Origin of the sequence: Microbacterium sp. UCD-TDU, assembly GCF_000340625.1 — a bacterium.
In the GTDB taxonomy this organism is placed as follows: Bacteria; Actinomycetota; Actinomycetes; order Actinomycetales; family Microbacteriaceae; genus Microbacterium; species Microbacterium maritypicum.
Genome location: NZ_KB454447.1, coordinates 214,204 through 231,655 on the forward strand (window position 1 = coordinate 214,204; position 17,452 = coordinate 231,655).

Sequence of the window (17,452 nt, forward strand, 5' to 3'; positions counted from 1 at the left end):
GACCGAAGCGGGTTGACGCTGACGAGGAGGCGCGCTAGGTAGGCGCGAGTCGGTCGGACCCGCCTTCACGCATCGAAGCTGTCGAGGTGCCGTGCATCTCCGCCGGAGGCAGCCAGCATCTGCGCGAGTTCTTGGACGTTCCTCGCCTCGTTGTGATCCGGTCCGAACCTCGCCTTGGTGTCAGCCAGGAGGTCGGGGAGTTCACGCTCCGCTCGCTTTGTGTTGCCGACCGTGAGGTAGGTGTTGACCAGATTATGTCTGCTGGCCAGTGTGTCCGGGTGGGTGGCGCCGAGGACCCGAGAGCGAGCTTCGACGAGCTGACGGAGCATCCGCGCCGCGCCGATATGGTCGCCGGCGGCGGTCCGCGCGCGGCTCATGTTGTGTCGCAACGTTAGGAGATCCGTGTGGTCTTCGCCGAGCTCGGTCTTCGCGTCCTCGTATGCCTTGTCTCCGAGGAGGCGCGCTTCGTCGGGGCGACCGTCTTCGACCATGGCGTTGACCAGATTGCTGATCGTGACCACGGTTGCCGGATGGGCGTCTCCGTGCTTCGCGCGACGCACCCGCAGATTGGTGTCCAGCAGACGAACCGCGCGGTCGGTGTCTCCAGTCCGAAGGCAGGTCTCAGCGAGGTTGTTCCGGAGGATTAGCGTGCGCTCGGCGTTCGGTCCGAGCTCTGCGTGAGCCTCATTAAGGGCCGCCTCCATTCCGGCGAGAACGTCTGCGTCGTCGTCGGACATCAACATCGCCCTCGCAGAAGACGCAGCTCGCTTCAGTGGAGTCGCCCCGCCCGGCAGCTGGTCCGCGATCAGGAGAGCTTCGTCGTACAGTCGTCGCGCGCCCTCGCCGTCCCCGCTGTCCCCCAACGCGTGGGCGAGCATGATTAGGTGCTTCACCCCCATCTCGCTCGCCGGCCCATGGTCGGCGAGCGTCTGCTGCAACAGTTCCTCGAAAGTGCGGATCGCGTCATCGAAGTCTCCGAGTACCGACTGGGCGTTCGCGACGCTTTCGGCCAGACGCACGTATCTCATGTTGCTTCGGCCGAACTCTGTCTCCAGAAGGTGCATGAAGGGAGCCATCGTCGCGACTGCGGCAGGCTCGCGGATCCTCTGTGCCGCAACAGAGACGCCGCTCGCGAGCTCGAGGAATCGCGGATCCCGCGCCAGCGTGTGGAGCTCTGGTTCGCGGGCGACATCCGTGAGATGAAGGATGATGCGTCGTGCGGCGGCCCGGTCCGCCCTGTCTGGCCGCGCTAGGGACGTGCGCACTTGACGCGTGATCTGCGCGATCGACGCTCCGACCGCGTCGTCCGCCGTGCCTGCCGTGGACATGCGCTCCCGGAGGACGCGAGCGATGAGGCGGTGCATCGTCACGTCCGACCCGCCGACGCGCGCACCCAGAACCGAAGAGGTGATCAGGGCCCCAGTTGCGAGGGAGGTCTCGAACTCGTCCTCCCCGGATGCCGACAGCCATTCCCGCGGCACTCCGCGCTCGGGGCTCAGACTGAGGACGGAGAGCACGCGCTGCCCCGCAGAGGCGCGTGCAGGATTGCGGCGGAGACTGTCGAGAGCGGAATCGATCGACATGCTCAACGCGGCCCAGACAGAGCGTGTGTATCCGGTCGTCTCGGGTTCCAGAACGTCGACGAGCAGGCGACTCTCCAGTGCGGCGAGGTACCGGTCGAAGTCGAAGCCGGACTGCTGCATGGTCGAGGAAGCCTGAGCGAGAGCGAGGGGGAGGCAGCCGAGAGCCTCGGCAACAGCCTGCGCGCCGGCGCGGTCCTGCGACCGGGTCGCGCCGAGCAGATAATCGATAGCCTCCGGCAGCGGCAGAACACCGACATTCACCGTGTGCGCGGGATCCGCCTCAGCGAGAACAGTCGTGACGACGATATGCGGACCTGCCTCGAGAGGGAGCCATTTCTCGACGTCTCGCAGATTCTCGACATCGTCGAAGACGAGAAGCCGGTCGGCTGCCGATCCGTCGTTGATCCACACTCGCATCGCCGCCAACGCGACGTCTTCGTCATCCGAAGCGGTCACCAGCCCCAGGAGTACCGAGATGGCACGCAGCTCCGCCCGGATCGATTCGGGACTTGAGGCATTGACCCAGGCCACGAAAGACCACCCGGCAGCCACGCAATCAGCGGACACAGCGGCCGCGATCTGTGACTTGCCCGTCCCTCGTAGGCCGGAGAGCACGTGGAGCTTCTCGTGTCCGTCGTCTAGGCGCACCTTCAGCTCGTCGCTCGCGTCGCGACGGACGAACCCCCGCGCAGGTCGAGGCCTGTCTCCCACGACGACATGAGATGCGATGCTGTTCCGGTTGGCAAACTCCTGAGTGACCATCGTCCGTACGTCTTGGGCAGACAGCTGATGTGACCGGAGCTCTTTGAACGCCGCCTGCACCACGGGGCCCAGGTGATCTCCGGACAATGAGAGTGCCTCGACGGATGAGTGCACGACTCCGACGAGGGCGCGAAGATATCCCTGTTCGTCGTCTGTCAGATCCGCCGTGTCCGGGAACCGCTCGGGGTCCTGGAAGGCGGCCGAGAACGCTTCTTCGCCAGTGAAGGCGGCGACGAGCAACTCCGCGGCGTCGGAGTCGTCGATCCGCGCCCTGAGCACCTGGGCGATCGATTCCTGGTCGGCCTCACCGAGGCGGGAGAACTCGTGGGCTGCTGCCGAGGTCAACGACGCTTCGGCGCGCTGGACGATGCGGCCCAGACGCACCTCCGGTTCCGGAAGCGCGCCAAGGGCTACCGCCCCCAGCTCGAGCGCGCTCATAACTCGGCCGACGGTGTCCGGAGAGGCGAAGCCGCAGATGATCGCGCCGAGCTCAAGCCCGGACTTCACCAGTGCACGCACACACGACCCCTCTCCGTGTCGATTCACATGCTATCGACGAGCGACGGACTCCGTGCACCGTCTGCGAAGTTTCGACGCAGGAGGGAACCAGGAAAGGGCCGAAGTCTGCGCAAATCTGCGAGACTTCGACAAATTCTTCGGTGGGGCTCTTACAACAACACTCAGAACAAGCCGCCATGGGTGTTGTACATCGGGAGATCCGCGAGCAACGAAATGCGCCGCCAGCTCAACCAAGCGATCTTCGCGAAGATCTTCGTCGTCGACAACGACAGAGTCGAGTCTGAGCTCACGGATCCTGCTCGTGCGCTCATCGAAGCACAGGTAGCCTGTCGCGCAGCGGTGCTTTCAACAGAAAACAAAATAGCGAACGATGCCGAAGCATCGATCGCTGGTAATGGCAAGACGCCAAATACCAACCACTTTGTCAACGGTTGGATTGAGAACTATCTGGTGGACCTGAGGGGACTCGAACCCCTGACCCCCTGCATGCCATGCAGGTGCGCTACCAGCTGCGCCACAGGCCCAGACGCTGTTCCGGACCAGCCGGAGCAACTTGAAAAGAGTACTACACGAATCGACACGAGCACCAATCGGGGTGGGTATCCCGGGCGCGTCACGGCGTGGACGACGGCGGAGAGGAACAAGCGCGTGGAGCGGGGCGTTGAACCCGGCGTGAGCATCCTCGACAGTCTGGTGATCGGCGCAGGGCAGGCCGGCCTCTCGGCATCCTTCCACCTCGCGCGGCTGGGCATCTCGCACGTGGTCCTCGACGCGGATACGCGTCCCGGGGGTGCCTGGCAGCACCGGTGGGACGCGCTGACCATGCGTGACGTGCACGGGGTCGCAGAGCTGCCGGGAGACACTCCTCCACCACGCGACGGCGCACGCGCGAACGAGGCAGTGCCCGCCTACTTCGCCGCCTACGAGCACCGGCATGCACTCCCGGTGCTCCGTCCCGTGCACGTGGAACGGGTGGACGACCAGGACGGCCTGCTCGTCGTGCGCGCCCGCGAGGGGGAGTGGACGACCCGCACGCTCGTGAACGCGACCGGCACCTGGTCGCATCCCTTCCTGCCGCACTTCCCCGGCATGGAGACCTTCGTCGGCGAACAGCTGCATACCGTCGACTACCCGGGGCCGGAGCACTTCATCGGCAAGCGGGTGCTCGTCGTGGGTGGGGGAGCGTCCGCCGTGCAGTTCCTCGGCGCACTCGCTCCGATCACCGACACGCTGTGGGTCACCCGTCGAGAACCGGTGTGGCGAGACGACGACTTCACGCCGGAGGCAGGAGCTGCAGCCGTCGCGCTCGTGGAGCAGCGCGTCGCCGCCGGTCTCCCTCCTGAGAGCGTGGTCAGCGTCACCGGGCTCATGCTCCGCCCGCAGGAGCGGGAGGCCGAGCGTCTGGGCGCCTACGCCGACCGGCGCCCCCTGTTCGAGCGGATCGAACCCGACGGGGTGCGGTGGCCCGACGGCAGCTTCGAGCAGGTCGACGTGATCCTGTGGGCCACCGGGTTCCGCCCTGCGGTCACGCACCTGGCTCCTCTTCACCTGCGCAGTGCGGCCGGGGGTATCCAGCTGGACCGGAACGGCCGCGGAACGACGGCTGTCGCGGACCCCCGCGTGCAGCTGGTCGGGTACGGGCCATCGGCGAGCACGATCGGCGCCAATCGTGCCGGTCGCTCGGCGGCGAAGGGCGTGCAGCGGGCGCTGCAGTCCACGAGCGCGCGCGTCACCAGCGGTTGAGCACCTCTTCCGCGAATCCTTCGATGCCGTCGACGTGCACCTGCGTGCCTGTGTCGTCCCGCACCCAGCCCGACCACACGCCGAAGAGCTGATCCGTCCTGCTCGAGATCACCAGGGCATTCGTGCGCGAGTGCTTGTCATAGAACGGGGTGAAGGTGAGGTCGGCGCTCGTCCCGTGCACACGCCACGGTCGCAGGAACTGCTCCGGGTCGTAGTCCCAGACGAGCTCTTCGCTGATCTTCGACAGGCGTCCGTCGACCAGCAGCGCGTTCTCGGTCGCCCCGGAGCCGTCGGTCCATTTCGAGCCCAGCTGCAGCCCTATGACGCGGCCGTCGACGGCACCGCTCCCCGCCGCCCAGTTCCAACGCACGCGGTAGGGCCATCGTCCTCGCCCGTGGTCGAGTACGGCCCAGCTGCCCTCGGACACGTCGTGTGTGATGCCGTCCACCGTCACCGTCCCGGTCGTCGGGCGTGCCACATCCTTCACCGTGTACTGGAAACGGGGGATGTCCTCTCCCCGCCGCCAGGGGACGACGACACCGAGGGACTCGTGACCGGGAGGACGGCCCGCCAGCAGGTCGAAGGACACACGCGGAGCGGTGCCACGCAGACGGGTCCCGTCGAACGTCTCGTCGACGTCGATGGTGATGCGACGGGTGCGCGCTCGGACGGGCCCTGCGCCGAGAGATGCCGGTAGCGTCGCGCTGCGGCTTCCCGGCGATATCACCGTCGTGCCGACGTCGTCACCGGTCGCTCGGTCGAGCACCCACACCTCATGCAGCGACATGTAGTCGACGCACGACACCGTGAAGGCGATGATGTGCGACGCCGTCATCACGTTCCAGTACTCCCAGCGCTTGTTGCGCCCCCAATGACCGCGGCCCGGAATCCCCGAGGTGTCGTGCACCGGTACGCGCGACCAGCCCAGCGCATCGTGGTTCAAGGCCCCGTCGGGGGTGGTGAGTGACACGTGCGCGGTGATCTCGCGCTCGATCAGCGGTGTGGGCATCGTCGTCCTGCTGTCGGGAGGGACACCGTCTCGGGTCGGCGTCGTTGACCCGAGTGTAGAGGACCGAGTGTCGGGTTCGGGATCGACAGCGACCAGACCCCCGCCGCGCTCGCGGAGGGGAGCGTAGGGTGAAGACATGTCGCGAATCATCGTCTTCGGCGGCCACGGCCGCATCGCCCTCCTGCTCGCGCCGCTCCTGGTCGCTCGAGGGGATGAGGTGACGGGAGTGATCCGCAACCCGGAGCATTCCTCCGATGTGGAAGCGGGCGGAGCGAAGGCGCTGGTCGCCGACGTCGAGAGCCTGGACGTCGAGGCGCTCGCCGAGATCATCCGAGGTCACGACGCCGTCGTCTGGTCGGCAGGTGCCGGCGGCGGATCTGCCGAGCGCACCTACGCGGTCGACCGCGACGCGGCGCAGCGCTCCATGGACGCGGCCGAACGCGCGGGCGTCCGACGGTACGTGATGGTGTCCTGGCTCGGCTCCACCGCCGATCATGGCGTCCCGCAGGACGATTCCTTCTTCCCGTACGCAGACGCGAAGTGGGCCGCCGACGAGCACCTGCGCGGAACCGGCCTCGAGGGCACGATCCTCGCACCGGGAACGCTCACCTTCGACGAGCCCAGCGGCCGGATCCAGATCGACCCCGACGGTCGGGGAGCGGTATCACGTGCCGACGTCGCGGCCGTGATCGCAGCCACCCTCCACGAGCCGTGCACGGTCGGCCGGACGATCCGCTTCGGGAACGGCGACACCGACGCCGCGGTGCCGATCGCCGAGGCCCTCTCCTGCTGACGATCCCTGCACCGCACCGATGCGCGTGAACTCTCGACACCGGGGACGGGCGGCAGTCGTGCTCGCGGTGGCCGCCGTGGTGGGGCTCTGCGCCTCGTCGGCTGCATCGGCCTCGATCATGGCGACCACGGCTCCCCGCACTCCCGCGGCAACGCTGTCGAGTATCGGGGCCGAGAGGTTCGTCGACCGCGCGACCGCCCTGGTGAAGGCGATGCCTGTCCCTGAACAGGCGTCGACTGTGGTGATGGGACACGTGGTGGGGACCGATCCAGGCGCGCTCCGGGCGTACATGGAATCAGGCCTGGGCGGATTCATCCTGATGGGAACCAACATCCCGGCATCCGAAGCCGAGCTGCGGGCGCTCACCGCCGCGCTCACGGTGGATCCGACGCTGCCGCCGCTCATCGCCGTCGATCAGGAGGGCGGTCTGGTCTCTCGTCTGAACGGCGACGACCATGCCGCCTCCACCTCGCTGAAGGGTCTTCCGGTGTCTGAGACTTCCGCGGCGTTCGCCGCACGGGGCTCCTTGGTGGCACGCGCGGGGATCACCGTGAACTTCGGTACCGTGGCCGACTACACGGCCGATCCCGGCTCGTTCATCCATGGCCGCGCACTCGGCATCGATCCGGCCGGAGCGGCGGAGCGCGTGGCGGCCGCGACCGGTGCGCAGGAGCAGTTCCTCGCCTCGACGCTCAAGCACTTCCCCGGGCACGGGGCGGCGCCCGGCGACTCGCATCATGCGATCCCGAGCACGACGATGGGGCTCGAGGAGTGGCGTGCCACCGCCGCTGTTCCCTTCGCTGCCGGGATCGACGCGGGGGCCTCGCTGCTGATGTACGGGCATCTGGCCTACACGGCCGTCGACACCCTGCCGGCATCCCTCTCGCCGACCTGGCATGAGATCGCCAGGGACGAGCTCGGCTTCACGGGGGTCGCGGTCACCGACGACCTCGGGATGCTGCTCTCGTCGGGAGACCCGGCCTATGCGGACCCGGTCGCGAACGGGGTGGCGGCGATCGCCGCGGGGAACGACCTGGTCCTGATGGTCGCGGGCTCCGATGCGCAGACGGCGGGATCGATGGTGCACGGCATCACCGCGGCGGTCGAGACCGGGACGCTGTCGCCCGAGCGGCTCGAAGAAGCGGCGACGCGCGTGGTCGCGCTGCGGCTGCAGCTCTCCGCCGCGACGGCTTCCTGGACGGTCTGCGACGACTGCGACCCGGTGGACTGAGCGCTCAGGCCGCGTCGCGGGCCCCGGCGCCGAGCCAGGCGTTCAGCAGTGCGGTGCGCAGGGCGGCCCCGCGGTCCGCGAACCCTCGCTGCCGACGCACGTACTCGGCTTTGCCCTCGGGCGTCTCGATGGGCACGGGAACCACGTCCCACGCCGAGAGGTCGTACGGTGCCGCCTGCATGTCGAGAAGGCGGATGTCGCGCGCGAGCTCGAACGAGTCCAGGAGGAGGTCGCCCGGGATGAGGGGCCCGAGCTTCGTCGCCCACTTGTACAGGTCCATGCCCGCGTGCAGGCACCCCGGCTGCTCGAAAAGCGGCTGCTCGTCGCGACTCAACGAGGTGCGATTGCGGGGGACCGCCTCGGGGGTGAAGAAGCGGAAGGCGTCGAAATGAGTGCAACGCAGGTCGTGGTTCTCGACGACGGCATCCGTGCCCGCCTGCCCCAGTCGCAGCGGAACCGCATGTCGGTGCTCGTCGGCGCGGTACACCATCGCCCACTCGTGCAGACCGAAGCAGCCGAACTGCCCTGGCCGCGATGCCGTGCGGCGGAGCATCTTCTCGATGAGCGATGCCAGCTCCTCCTTCTCCCGACCGAAAGCCGCTGCATCGGGAACCGCGCTGTCAGCGGATCGTCCTGCGCGGTACCAGCGCCAGTCGAGGCGTTCGCGGGCATCGGCGAGCTCGACGCCGGCGCCCGGGTGCCAGCGGCGCAGCTGTGCGGGCTTGTACGAGTAGTAGGTGAAGAGGAAGTCCCACACCGGGTGCTTCTCCGCCCGGGTCGCCCGGTCACGGTGCGCAGCGGTGAGAGCATCGGCACGTTCGCGATGGGCTTCTTCGCGGAGCAGCCAGTCCTGGCGGGAGAGGGACATGTCAGCGCAGGATGCCGGCTTCGCCCAGCAGATCGCGAAGGCCGGCACCGTCTTCGGCACTCACCCACGGCGCGACATCCTCGGAGTGCGGCTCATGGCCTGCCCGACCACCCGCGAGGACGGCCTCGGCAGGGAGCAGACGACGGATCGCGACGCCCGCGACCGAGTCAGGGTACTCCTCCATGAACTGGCTGTAGATCGACTCGTCGTGCTGGCCGTCGTCACCGATCAGCAGCCACTTCACATCGGGGAACTCGGTCGCGAGTCGCCGCAGATTCGTCAGCTTGTGCTCCCGCCCGCTGCGGAACCAGCGCTCATGCGTGGGCCCCCAGTCGGTCAGGAGCATGGAACCGGCGGGGAAGAGATGACGGCCGAGGAAGCGCCACAGGGTGGGGGCGACGTTCCACGCCCCCGTGGAGAGGTAGACCATCGGGGCACCGGGGTGCTGCCGCAGCAGCTGGTCGAGGAGCACTGCCATCCCCGGTACGGGAAGACGTGCATGCTCGTCGAGCACGAAGGAGTTCCAGAAGGCGATGAAGGGACGAGGGAGGGCCGTGACCATCACGGTGTCGTCGACATCCGACACCACACCGAACGATGTGCCCTCGGCGACGATGAACGCTCGTGCCTCCACCGGAGGCTGTCCCTCGACGGAGAACGTGAACGTCTGCCAGCCGGGCTCGAGATCGACGCGGATCATGGCGTCGACCACACCGCCGCGGTCGGCGGCGACCTGATGAGTGGTGCCGCCGAAATGCACGCTCACAGCGGCGAAGCCCACCGGGATGCCGACGAAGCTGCGCCAGCCACGAACGCTCGCGGGCTCACCGTCGCGGGTACGACGCTGCGGCGGCACGATCAGAACACGGCCGACGACGCGGACCCAGCCGGGACCGCCGTAGCCGGGGAAGGGAAGGATCGTCGCGACGCGGCCTCGACGGCGCGCGCGACCCTCTCGCCAGACGTGGAGGCGATGTTCGAGTCGGGCGAACCAGTGGATCCGGGGGGCCGGGGGAGCCGATGCCATTGCCTCAGTCTTTCATGTCGGCGTCGGCCTCTGCCTCCGGGCCCTCCAGATGACGGGCCTCGACGTGCTGCAGGAGCTTCTTGCCGAGGAACGCCAGGAGCAGGAAGAGCGCGATCACGCCGACGAAGATGTATCCCGCGAAGTGCACGCGATCGACCAGTTCGCGGAAGCTGCCCGCAGCGAGCGACGTCACGCTCACGTAGGCGGTGGCCCAGAGGATGCATGCGGGAGCCGTCCAGGCCAGGAACCTGCGGTACGGGTACTCGCTCATGCCGACGGTGAGCGGGACGAGGGAGTGCAGCACCGGGAGGAAGCGGGACAGGAAGATCGCGATGCCGCCACGGCGCTCGAGATAGTTCTCGGCCCGAACCCAGTTGTGCTCACCGATCCTGCGCCCCAACCACGACACACGGATGTGCGGGCCCAGCCAGCGCCCCAGCCAGAAGCCGATGCTCTCGCCGATCAGGGCCCCGATCACGACGGCGACGCCCATCGCGACGCCCTCCAGCGGAGTGGCGACCCCCATCGAGGCGATGATCACGATCGTGTCACCGGGGACGACGAGCCCGATCAGGATGCTCGTCTCCAGCATCACAGCGAGCCCGGCGATCAGCGTGCGGGCGACCGGATCGATCGACTGCACGGTGTCGAGGAGCCAGATCAGGAGGTCGTCCACCCCATGAGGATACGGGAGCCGCCCGGTCCTAGGCTGGAAAGGTGCCCGAACAGCTGAGTGCTCGACCGCTTCCCGCCTGGGTGGAGCCGTCGTCGGTGTTCGGGATGCTGGAAACCGGAGCCGCGGATGTGTTCTGGCTCGATGCCGGGGCAGCCGCCACCACGGGGTGGAGTTTCGTCGGTACGGGGGAGCGCTCGACACTTCCGCACGACGTGCGCCTCGACAGGGGTGCCGCCGATCCCGCGCTGCCGCCGTTCACCGGAGGCTGGGTCGGCTGGCTCGACTATGAGAGCGGCGCCCGTGTCGCCGGGGCACCCGTGGCCGGCACCGTCGAGGAGGGCGGCGGCTCCTGGCTGCGCGCCACCCGTGTCGTCGCCTTCGACCACTCCCTCGGCCGCGCGTGGGCGCTCAGTGCGGAGCGCGACGCCGAAGCCTGGACAGCCGCTGTCTCCGCGTTGGCCGGGGCGCGGGAACCCGTGCCCATGCCCGTGCGGGCAGACGAGACCCGCGTCGCCCAGGCGCGACACGACCCGCAGGAGTATGCGGCCCTCATCGAACGCTGCCGCGATCTCATCCGTGCGGGTATCGCTTATCAGCTGTGCCTGACCACGCGCTTCACCGTCAGGGGAGCGCATGACGCCGTGGACGTCTACCACCGGCTCCGCACAGCAACCCCCGCCCACCACGGCGGGTTCGTGCGGATCGGCGACCGCACGCTGCTGAGCGCCAGCCCGGAGCAGTTCCTCCAGGCGGACGGAGGCATCATCCGCACGCGTCCCATCAAGGGAACCAGGCCCCGAAGCGCCGATCCCGTCGCAGACGCCGCGCTCGCCGCAGAGCTCGCGACGGATCGCAAGGAACGCGCCGAGAACGTCATGATCGTCGACCTGATGCGCAACGATCTCTCGCGGGTGTGCGAGCCGGGGAGCATCCGTGTCGAGGGGCTGTGGGTGGTGGAGAGCTATCCGGCCGTGCACCAGCTGGTGAGCACGGTGAGCGGCGTCGTGGCCGCGGGGACGACGGTCGGTGCTCTGCTGGAGGCGGCCTTCCCCGCCGGCAGCATGACCGGCGCGCCGAAGCTGTCGGCGATGACCAGGCTCCACGAGTTGGAGGGCGGGCCCCGCGGCGTGTACGCGGGCTGCTTCGGCTACATCGGCGCCGACGGCACCCTGGATCTGGCCATGGTGATCCGCAGCATCCTGATCGAGGGGGAGCTGGCCGTCGTCGGCGCCGGGGGAGGCATCACCTGGGGCTCCGTCGCCGCGTCCGAGGTGGCGGAGGTGGCGACCAAGGCGCGCGCACCGCTCGCCGCGCTCGGCGCCGGAATGCCTGTGCTCTGGCGTTCCGATATCCTGAACTGATCCCGCTTTTTCCTTCAGATTGGTCGTGCGTTCGTTGTCTGAGAACCTGTCCACCGCTCCTGCCGACGATGAGGCCCCGTCGGCGCACGCCATCCAGAACAAGTGGCAGAAGTACTGGGCGGACAACGGCACGTTCCTCACGGGCGGCGACGACGACACGCGTCCGCGGCGGTACGTGCTGGCGATGTTCCCCTATCCCTCGGGCGACCTGCACATGGGGCACGCCGAGAACTACCTCTACTCCGACATCGTGGCCCGTTTCTGGCGCCACCGCGGGCACAACGTGCTCAACCCGATCGGCTGGGACTCCTTCGGTCTGCCCGCCGAGAACGCGGCGATCCGTCAGGGTGCCGACCCCCGGGAGTGGACGTACCAGAACATCGCGCAGCAGAAGGTCGGTTTCGAGGCGTACGGCGTCTCGTTCGACTGGAGCCGGGTGCTGCACACCTCCGACCCCGAGTACTACCGCTGGAACCAGTGGCTGTTCCTGAAGCTGTACGAGCGCGGTCTGGCCTATCGCAAGAAGAGTCCGGTCAACTGGTGCCCCAACGACCAGACGGTCCTGGCCAACGAGCAGGTGGTCGACGGACGCTGCGATCGTTGCGGCGCCGAGGTGATCAAGAAGAAGCTCACCCAGTGGTACTTCCGCATCACCGACTACGCCGACCGTCTGCTGGATGACCTGAACCAGCTCGAGGGCTTCTGGCCGCACAAGGTGCTGCAGATGCAGCGCAACTGGATCGGTCGCTCGGTGGGTGCCGACGTCGACTTCCTCATCGAGGGTCGCGAGGAGCCGGTCACGGTGTTCTCGACGCGTCCTGACACCCTGCACGGGGCGACGTTCTTCGTGGTCGCCCCCGACTCCGACCTGGCGTCGGAGCTCGCAGCCGACGCTTCCGACGAGGTGCGCCAGCGCTTCCAGACGTACCTGGAGCAGGTGCAGAAGGAGACCGACATCGATCGGCAGTCCACGGACCGTCCGAAGACCGGCGTCTTCCTCGAGCGCTACGCGATCAACCCCGTCAACGGCGAGAAGCTGCCCGTGTGGGCAGCCGACTACGTGCTGGCCGACTACGGTCACGGCGCGGTCATGGCCGTCCCGGCGCACGACCAGCGCGACTTGGACTTCGCCCGCGCGTTCGATCTGCCCGTCAAGGTGGTCGTCGACACGACGGCCCCCGTCACCGGTGCCATGCCGGTCATCGAGGTCGATGAGGAGGGCGTGCCGATCGACACCGGTGCCGCGCTCGAGGAGCAGAACCCCGCGACCACCGGCATCGCGCTCACGGGCGAGGGTCGCATGATCAACTCCGGGGCGCTGAACGGACTCTCCAAGCGCAATGCCATCGCGCGTGCGATCGAGCAGCTGGAGGCCACCGGCACCGGTCGTGCCGCCAAGAACTACCGTCTGCGCGACTGGCTCATCTCGCGTCAGCGGTTCTGGGGCACGCCGATCCCGATGCTGCACGCCGAGGACGGAAGCATCATCCCGGTCTCCGAGGACAAGCTCCCCGTGAAGTTGCCGAGCGTCGAGGGACTCGACCTCAAGCCCAAGGGCACGTCGCCGCTGGGCGGCGCCGAGAGCTGGGTGCGCACGACCGACCCGCACACCGGGGACCCCGTGCTGCGTGACCCCGACACGATGGACACGTTCGTCGACAGCTCGTGGTACTTCCTGCGCTTCCTCTCGCCGAACAGCGACACGGTGGCGTTCGATCCGGCCCAGGCTTCCCGCTGGGCGCCGGTCGACTCGTACATCGGCGGTGTCGAGCACGCGATCCTGCACCTGCTGTACGCGCGCTTCATCACGAAGGTGCTGTTCGACATGGGGCTGATCGACTTCACCGAGCCCTTCTCGAACCTCATCAACCAGGGCATGGTGCTGCTCGACGGGCAGAAGATGTCCAAGAGCAAGGGCAACCTGGTTCTCTTCCAGGAGGAGCTCGACGCCCACGGCGCCGACGCCCTGCGCGTGGGGCTGGCGTTCGCCGGTCCTGTGGAGGACGACAAGGACTGGGCCGACGTCTCGACGACCGGCGCTCAGAAGTTCCTGGCGCGTGCGATGCGCATCGCCGGTGAGGTATCGAGCCCGGTCGATGTGGTGTTCGACGGGGGCGACGCCGCTCTTCGGCGTGCGACGCACAAGCTCCTTTCCGAAGCGCCGGGCCTGGTCGAGCAGACCAAGTTCAACGTCTTGGTCGCCCGCCTGATGGAGCTCGTGAACACCACCCGCAAGACGATCGACGGCGCAGCGGGCGCAGCCGACCCCGCCGTGCGCGAGGCCGCTGAGACGATCGCCGTGATGCTCGACCTCATCGCTCCGCACACCGCAGAGGAGATGTGGGAGATCCTCGGTCACGAGCCTTCCGTCGGCCTGGTGACGTGGCGTTCCGCCGACCCGGCACTGCTGATCGAAGACAAGATCACCGCCGTCGTGCAGGTGGGTGGCAAGGTGCGCGCCCAGCTCGAGGTCTCCGCCCGCATCGGCGAGTCGGAGCTCGAGGCTTTGGCACGCGCGGACGAGCGCGTGATCCGGTCGATCGGCGACCGCGAGATCGTGAAGGTCGTCGTGCGTGCGCCGAAGATCGTGAGCTTCGTCGTCAAGGGCTGATCACCTCTTCCTCCACGGAGGGCGATGATCCGGTCAGGGGCCCCGCGGTACGCCGCGAGGTCCCTGATCTCATTCGGGGCGTACCGGCCCTCCGGTGCGCAGAGATCCGCGAAGTCTCTCGAACGTGCGGACAGGGCATCCGCAGGCATCCTCACGGAGAAGCAGCCGCATCAGTCGGGCGGAGGACACGCCGCGTGCTCGTGGGCGATCTCCTGCACGAGGCGTCGTCTCAGACACTTGTCCACGGCTGATGTCCGAGGCGCCGACCGGAGACACACGACCCGCCTAACGTGGCCGGATGGCATCCCCGCAGGCACCCCTTCCACCGCGTCATCGCCTGCGGCTGAGCATCGGCGCGGCGGTGGTGTTGGCGCTCGTCGTGCTGTCGGCTGCTGTCGGGCTCGGCATCATGCGGGGGCAGGCAGCCCCGGTCGGATCGGTGCCGCTGACCGATGCCGGATCGGGGAACGGATCCGGCACCGAACCGTCCGGCGATCTCTACGTGCACGTTCTGGGCGCCGTCGAGAAGCCGGGGCTCTACGTGCTCGATCTCGACGCGCGACTCGTCGATGCGCTGGCGGCCGCGGGCGGGACGACCCCCGATGCCGACCTGGCTGCGGTCAATCTCGCACGTGTGCTCGAAGACGGGGAGCAGGTCGTGGTGCCGGCAGCCGGCGCGGCGGGCGGTGCGCCCGGCAGTGCAGCACCGCCACCGGGCGATGACCGCATCGACCTCAACGCTGCGGATCAGGCCGCGTTGGAGACGCTGCCGCGTATCGGACCGGCACTCGCGGAGCGGATCATCGCCTGGCGGGACGAGAACGGCAGGTTCACGTCGGTCGATGATCTTCTCGCCGTTCCCGGAATCGGCGAGAAGCTGCTCGCGGGACTCCGCGACGGGGTCAGAGTGTGAGGGCGCGTGACCTTCGGCTGGTGCCGCTCGCGGTGGCGGTGTGGGGTATGGCGCTGCTGTGCGTGCTGCTCCCGGCGGTCTCGTGGGGGTGTGCCGGCGCGTGCACGACAGCCGCGGTGGGAGTGCTGGCCTTCGTGTGTCGTCGGTCGCACGGCGCGCGCGGTCAGCACGACCACGGGGGCTTCGTGGTCGTGGTGCTGGCCGCGATGGCTGCCGCGGCGGCCTCCGTCGGATTCGCCCTCCCCGCGCGGGACGCGGCCACGCGATGGGACGGTCGCGTCGTCGAGATCACAGCCGAGGTGACATCCTCGGCCTCGGTCGGACGAGACGGGCGGCTGTGGTTCGAAGTGGCGACGACCACGCTCGGTCCGTCGGGGAGTCCTTCCGCCTCCCGTGCGCCGGTGCGCCTCGGCGTCGATCCTGCCGAAGGCTTCGACCTCGGAGCGCAGATCCGCGCGGTGGGAGAGTCGTCGGCGACCGATGCGGGGGAGCATTCGGCGCTGGTCGTCTTCGCGAGTGACGCCGAGGTCGTCTCACCCGCATCCGGTGCCTTCGGTGTCGCGGCAGGTCTCAAGAGCGCGTTCGTCGAACGCTCGCTGCGCCTGCCGGAGCCAGGATCCGGCCTTCTACCCGGCCTCGCGGTGGGCGACACCCGTGCGGTGACGTCTGCTTTGAACGAAGACATGCGCATCAGTGGCCTCAGCCACCTCACCGCCGTCAGCGGTGCGAACTGCGCGATCGTCGTCGGGGCACTCTTCTGGCTGACGGCAGTGTGCGGTGGCGGGCGGGGGATGCGCGTCGGGCTCTCCCTCGCCGGGCTTGCCGGATTCGTCGTCCTGGTCACTCCTGAGCCGAGCGTGATCCGGGCAGGCGTGATGGCGGCTGTGGGCATGCTCACGGTGCTCCTGGGCAGGCCGAGCGCCGGTGCCGGCATGCTGTCCCTGTGTGCGACCGGGATTCTGTTGGCAGATCCATGGCTGGCGGCAACACCCGGGTTCGCGCTGTCGGTGGTCGCCTCGGGCGCGTTGATCCTCCTCGCTCCACCGCTTGCGCGGGGCATGAGCCGGGGCATGCCCCATCCCGTCGCCCTGGCCGTCGCTGTGCCGCTGGCGGCACAGCTCGCGTGCGGCCCGATCATCGCACTGTTCGCGCCGCAGCAGTCGCTGATCGGCGTCGCCGCGAACCTGATCGCCGCTCCGGCGGCTCCGTTGGCGACAGTGATCGGACTCCTCGCCTGCGTCTCGGCGCCCCTGCCCGCGCTCGCTGATCTGCTCGCGTCCTCGGCGTGGCTGCCGGCGGCCTGGATCGCGACGACTGCCGCAACGACCGCGAGACTACCGGGCGCGCAGGTCCTGGTGCCTGCTGGGCCCGCCAGCGCCCTGCTGGTGGCTGTGGTGAGTGCAGCGGTCGCCATCGTGCTGATTCGGGCACCCGCCAGGGATCTGGGTCCGAACATCGCGCGCGCGAGCGTGTGGGCGAGGCGAGGAGCGGCGGCGATCCTCGTGGTCGTTGTTTCGCTGGCCGGATCCCGTGTGCTCCTCGATGGCCCCCTGGCCACGGCGACCGCTCCGGAGGGGTGGGCCATCGCCGTATGCGATGTCGGACAGGGAGACGCAGTGCTCGTGCGGTCGGCGACCGAGGTCGCGCTCATCGACGTGGGGCCTGATCCGGAGCCTCTCTCCGCGTGCCTGCGATCGCTCGGCATCGAGCGCATCGATCTCCTCGTGCTCACCCACTTCGACCTCGATCACGTCGGCGGGATAGGCGCTGTCCAGGGGCGAGTTTCCACGGCTCTGCATGGTCCGGTCGCCGAGGAGTCGGATCGACGTCTTCTCGAAGACCTCGTCGCGGGAGGCGCGCACGTCGATGAGGCCTCGGCGGGCCGGCACGGCATGCTCGGTCAGGCGGCGTGGCGCGTGCTGTGGCCGCTACGGAAGTCCGTCGCGTTCCCCGAGGGCAACGACGCGAGTGTCGTGATGGAGTTCGACGGGGGAGAAGTGCCGCGCTCGATCTTCCTCGGCGACCTCTCCGCAGCGCCCCAGCGCATGCTGCAGCGTTCAGCGAGGCTGACGCCGTACGCCGTGGTCAAGGTGGCTCATCACGGCAGTGCGGATCAGGAGCCGGGCCTGTACGAGATGATCCAACCGCGGGTGGCCGTGTTCAGCGTCGGAGCGGACAACGACTACGGCCATCCACGCTCCGAGACCCTCGACGTCCTGGCCGCGACCGGCGCGCATGTGCTGCGCACCGACGAGCAGGGACGCATCCTGCTCGGCCTCCGGGACGGCGAGCTGCAGGTCTGGACGGAACAGGTGGGGCGGTGACGGTCCGAGCCATGTCGGCCACCGCCGGTAGG

Annotated in this window: 12 protein-coding genes and 1 tRNA gene; 7 read left to right on the forward strand and 6 right to left on the reverse strand. The window is 68.5% G+C overall.

Annotation, left to right across the window (positions count from 1 at the left end; all coding sequences use genetic code 11):
• Positions 1–65: 65 nt before the first annotated feature.
• The gene (locus D514_RS31390; protein WP_144053046.1) at positions 66–2,852 is read right to left on the reverse strand and encodes a tetratricopeptide repeat protein; all 2,787 of its coding nucleotides are present in this window, start codon (positions 2,850–2,852) and stop codon (positions 66–68) included.
• A 460-nt stretch (positions 2,853–3,312) separates the two neighbouring features.
• A tRNA-Ala gene (locus D514_RS31395) sits at positions 3,313–3,388 on the reverse strand.
• Positions 3,389–3,536: 148 nt separating this feature from the next.
• Between D514_RS31395 and D514_RS31400 the strand changes: the two genes are divergently transcribed.
• Positions 3,537–4,607, forward strand: coding sequence for an NAD(P)-binding domain-containing protein (locus D514_RS31400; RefSeq protein ID WP_017830339.1), 1,071 nt, complete (start codon positions 3,537–3,539; stop codon positions 4,605–4,607).
• Here the strand turns inward: D514_RS31400 and D514_RS31405 are convergent.
• Positions 4,594–5,616: a DUF2804 domain-containing protein gene (locus tag D514_RS31405; RefSeq protein WP_017830340.1), complete on the reverse strand. Its 1,023-nt coding sequence runs from the start codon at positions 5,614–5,616 to the stop codon at positions 4,594–4,596. The genes D514_RS31400 and D514_RS31405 overlap by 14 nt on opposite strands.
• A gap of 136 nt (positions 5,617–5,752) precedes the next feature.
• Between D514_RS31405 and D514_RS31410 the strand changes: the two genes are divergently transcribed.
• The gene (locus tag D514_RS31410; RefSeq protein ID WP_017830341.1) at positions 5,753–6,409 is read left to right on the forward strand and encodes an SDR family oxidoreductase; all 657 of its coding nucleotides are present in this window, start codon (positions 5,753–5,755) and stop codon (positions 6,407–6,409) included.
• Positions 6,410–6,434: 25 nt separating this feature from the next.
• Positions 6,435–7,640 (forward strand): glycoside hydrolase family 3 N-terminal domain-containing protein, encoded by a 1,206-nt coding sequence (locus D514_RS31415; protein ID WP_236610963.1) that lies wholly within the window; start codon positions 6,435–6,437, stop codon positions 7,638–7,640.
• A gap of 4 nt (positions 7,641–7,644) precedes the next feature.
• On the opposite strand, the gene D514_RS31420 is transcribed toward D514_RS31415, so the two are convergent.
• Genes D514_RS31420 through D514_RS31430 form a run of 3 tightly spaced genes read right to left on the reverse strand, consistent with a single transcriptional unit; the run spans position 7,645 to position 10,211 of the window.
• Entirely contained in the window at positions 7,645–8,508 is an 864-nt protein-coding gene (locus D514_RS31420; RefSeq protein WP_036323582.1) for a hypothetical protein, read from the reverse strand.
• Between the two features lies 1 nt (position 8,509).
• Positions 8,510–9,535 carry an App1 family protein gene (locus tag D514_RS31425; RefSeq protein ID WP_017830344.1) on the reverse strand — a complete coding sequence of 342 codons (1,026 nt, stop codon included), beginning with the start codon at positions 9,533–9,535 and terminating at the stop codon, positions 8,510–8,512.
• A gap of 4 nt (positions 9,536–9,539) precedes the next feature.
• The gene (locus tag D514_RS31430; RefSeq protein ID WP_017830345.1) at positions 9,540–10,211 is read right to left on the reverse strand and encodes a DedA family protein; all 672 of its coding nucleotides are present in this window, start codon (positions 10,209–10,211) and stop codon (positions 9,540–9,542) included.
• Positions 10,212–10,252: 41 nt separating this feature from the next.
• Between D514_RS31430 and D514_RS31435 the strand changes: the two genes are divergently transcribed.
• From D514_RS31435 to D514_RS31450, 4 genes are all read left to right on the forward strand, one after another.
• Positions 10,253–11,572, forward strand: coding sequence for an anthranilate synthase component I family protein (locus D514_RS31435; protein ID WP_017830346.1), 1,320 nt, complete (start codon positions 10,253–10,255; stop codon positions 11,570–11,572).
• Between the two features lie 34 nt (positions 11,573–11,606).
• Positions 11,607–14,183 carry a leucine--tRNA ligase gene (gene leuS, locus D514_RS31440; RefSeq protein ID WP_036323587.1) on the forward strand — a complete coding sequence of 859 codons (2,577 nt, stop codon included), beginning with the start codon at positions 11,607–11,609 and terminating at the stop codon, positions 14,181–14,183.
• A 298-nt stretch (positions 14,184–14,481) separates the two neighbouring features.
• Positions 14,482–15,096: a ComEA family DNA-binding protein gene (locus tag D514_RS31445; RefSeq protein ID WP_017830348.1), complete on the forward strand. Its 615-nt coding sequence runs from the start codon at positions 14,482–14,484 to the stop codon at positions 15,094–15,096.
• 20 nt (positions 15,097–15,116) lie between these two features.
• Entirely contained in the window at positions 15,117–17,420 is a 2,304-nt protein-coding gene (locus D514_RS31450) for a ComEC/Rec2 family competence protein (protein ID WP_236610964.1), read from the forward strand.
• Positions 17,421–17,452: the final 32 nt, after the last annotated feature.

Coding starts and splice junctions, on each gene's coding strand:
- D514_RS31420 (WP_036323582.1), bottom strand. CDS start 8,508: ATGTCCCTCTCCCGCCAGGACTGGCTGCTCCGCGAAGAAGCCCATCGC.
- D514_RS31425 (WP_017830344.1), bottom strand. CDS start 9,535: ATGGCATCGGCTCCCCCGGCCCCCCGGATCCACTGGTTCGCCCGACTC.
- D514_RS31405 (WP_017830340.1), bottom strand. CDS start 5,616: ATGCCCACACCGCTGATCGAGCGCGAGATCACCGCGCACGTGTCACTC.
- D514_RS31410 (WP_017830341.1), top strand. CDS start 5,753: ATGTCGCGAATCATCGTCTTCGGCGGCCACGGCCGCATCGCCCTCCTG.
- D514_RS31445 (WP_017830348.1), top strand. CDS start 14,482: ATGGCATCCCCGCAGGCACCCCTTCCACCGCGTCATCGCCTGCGGCTG.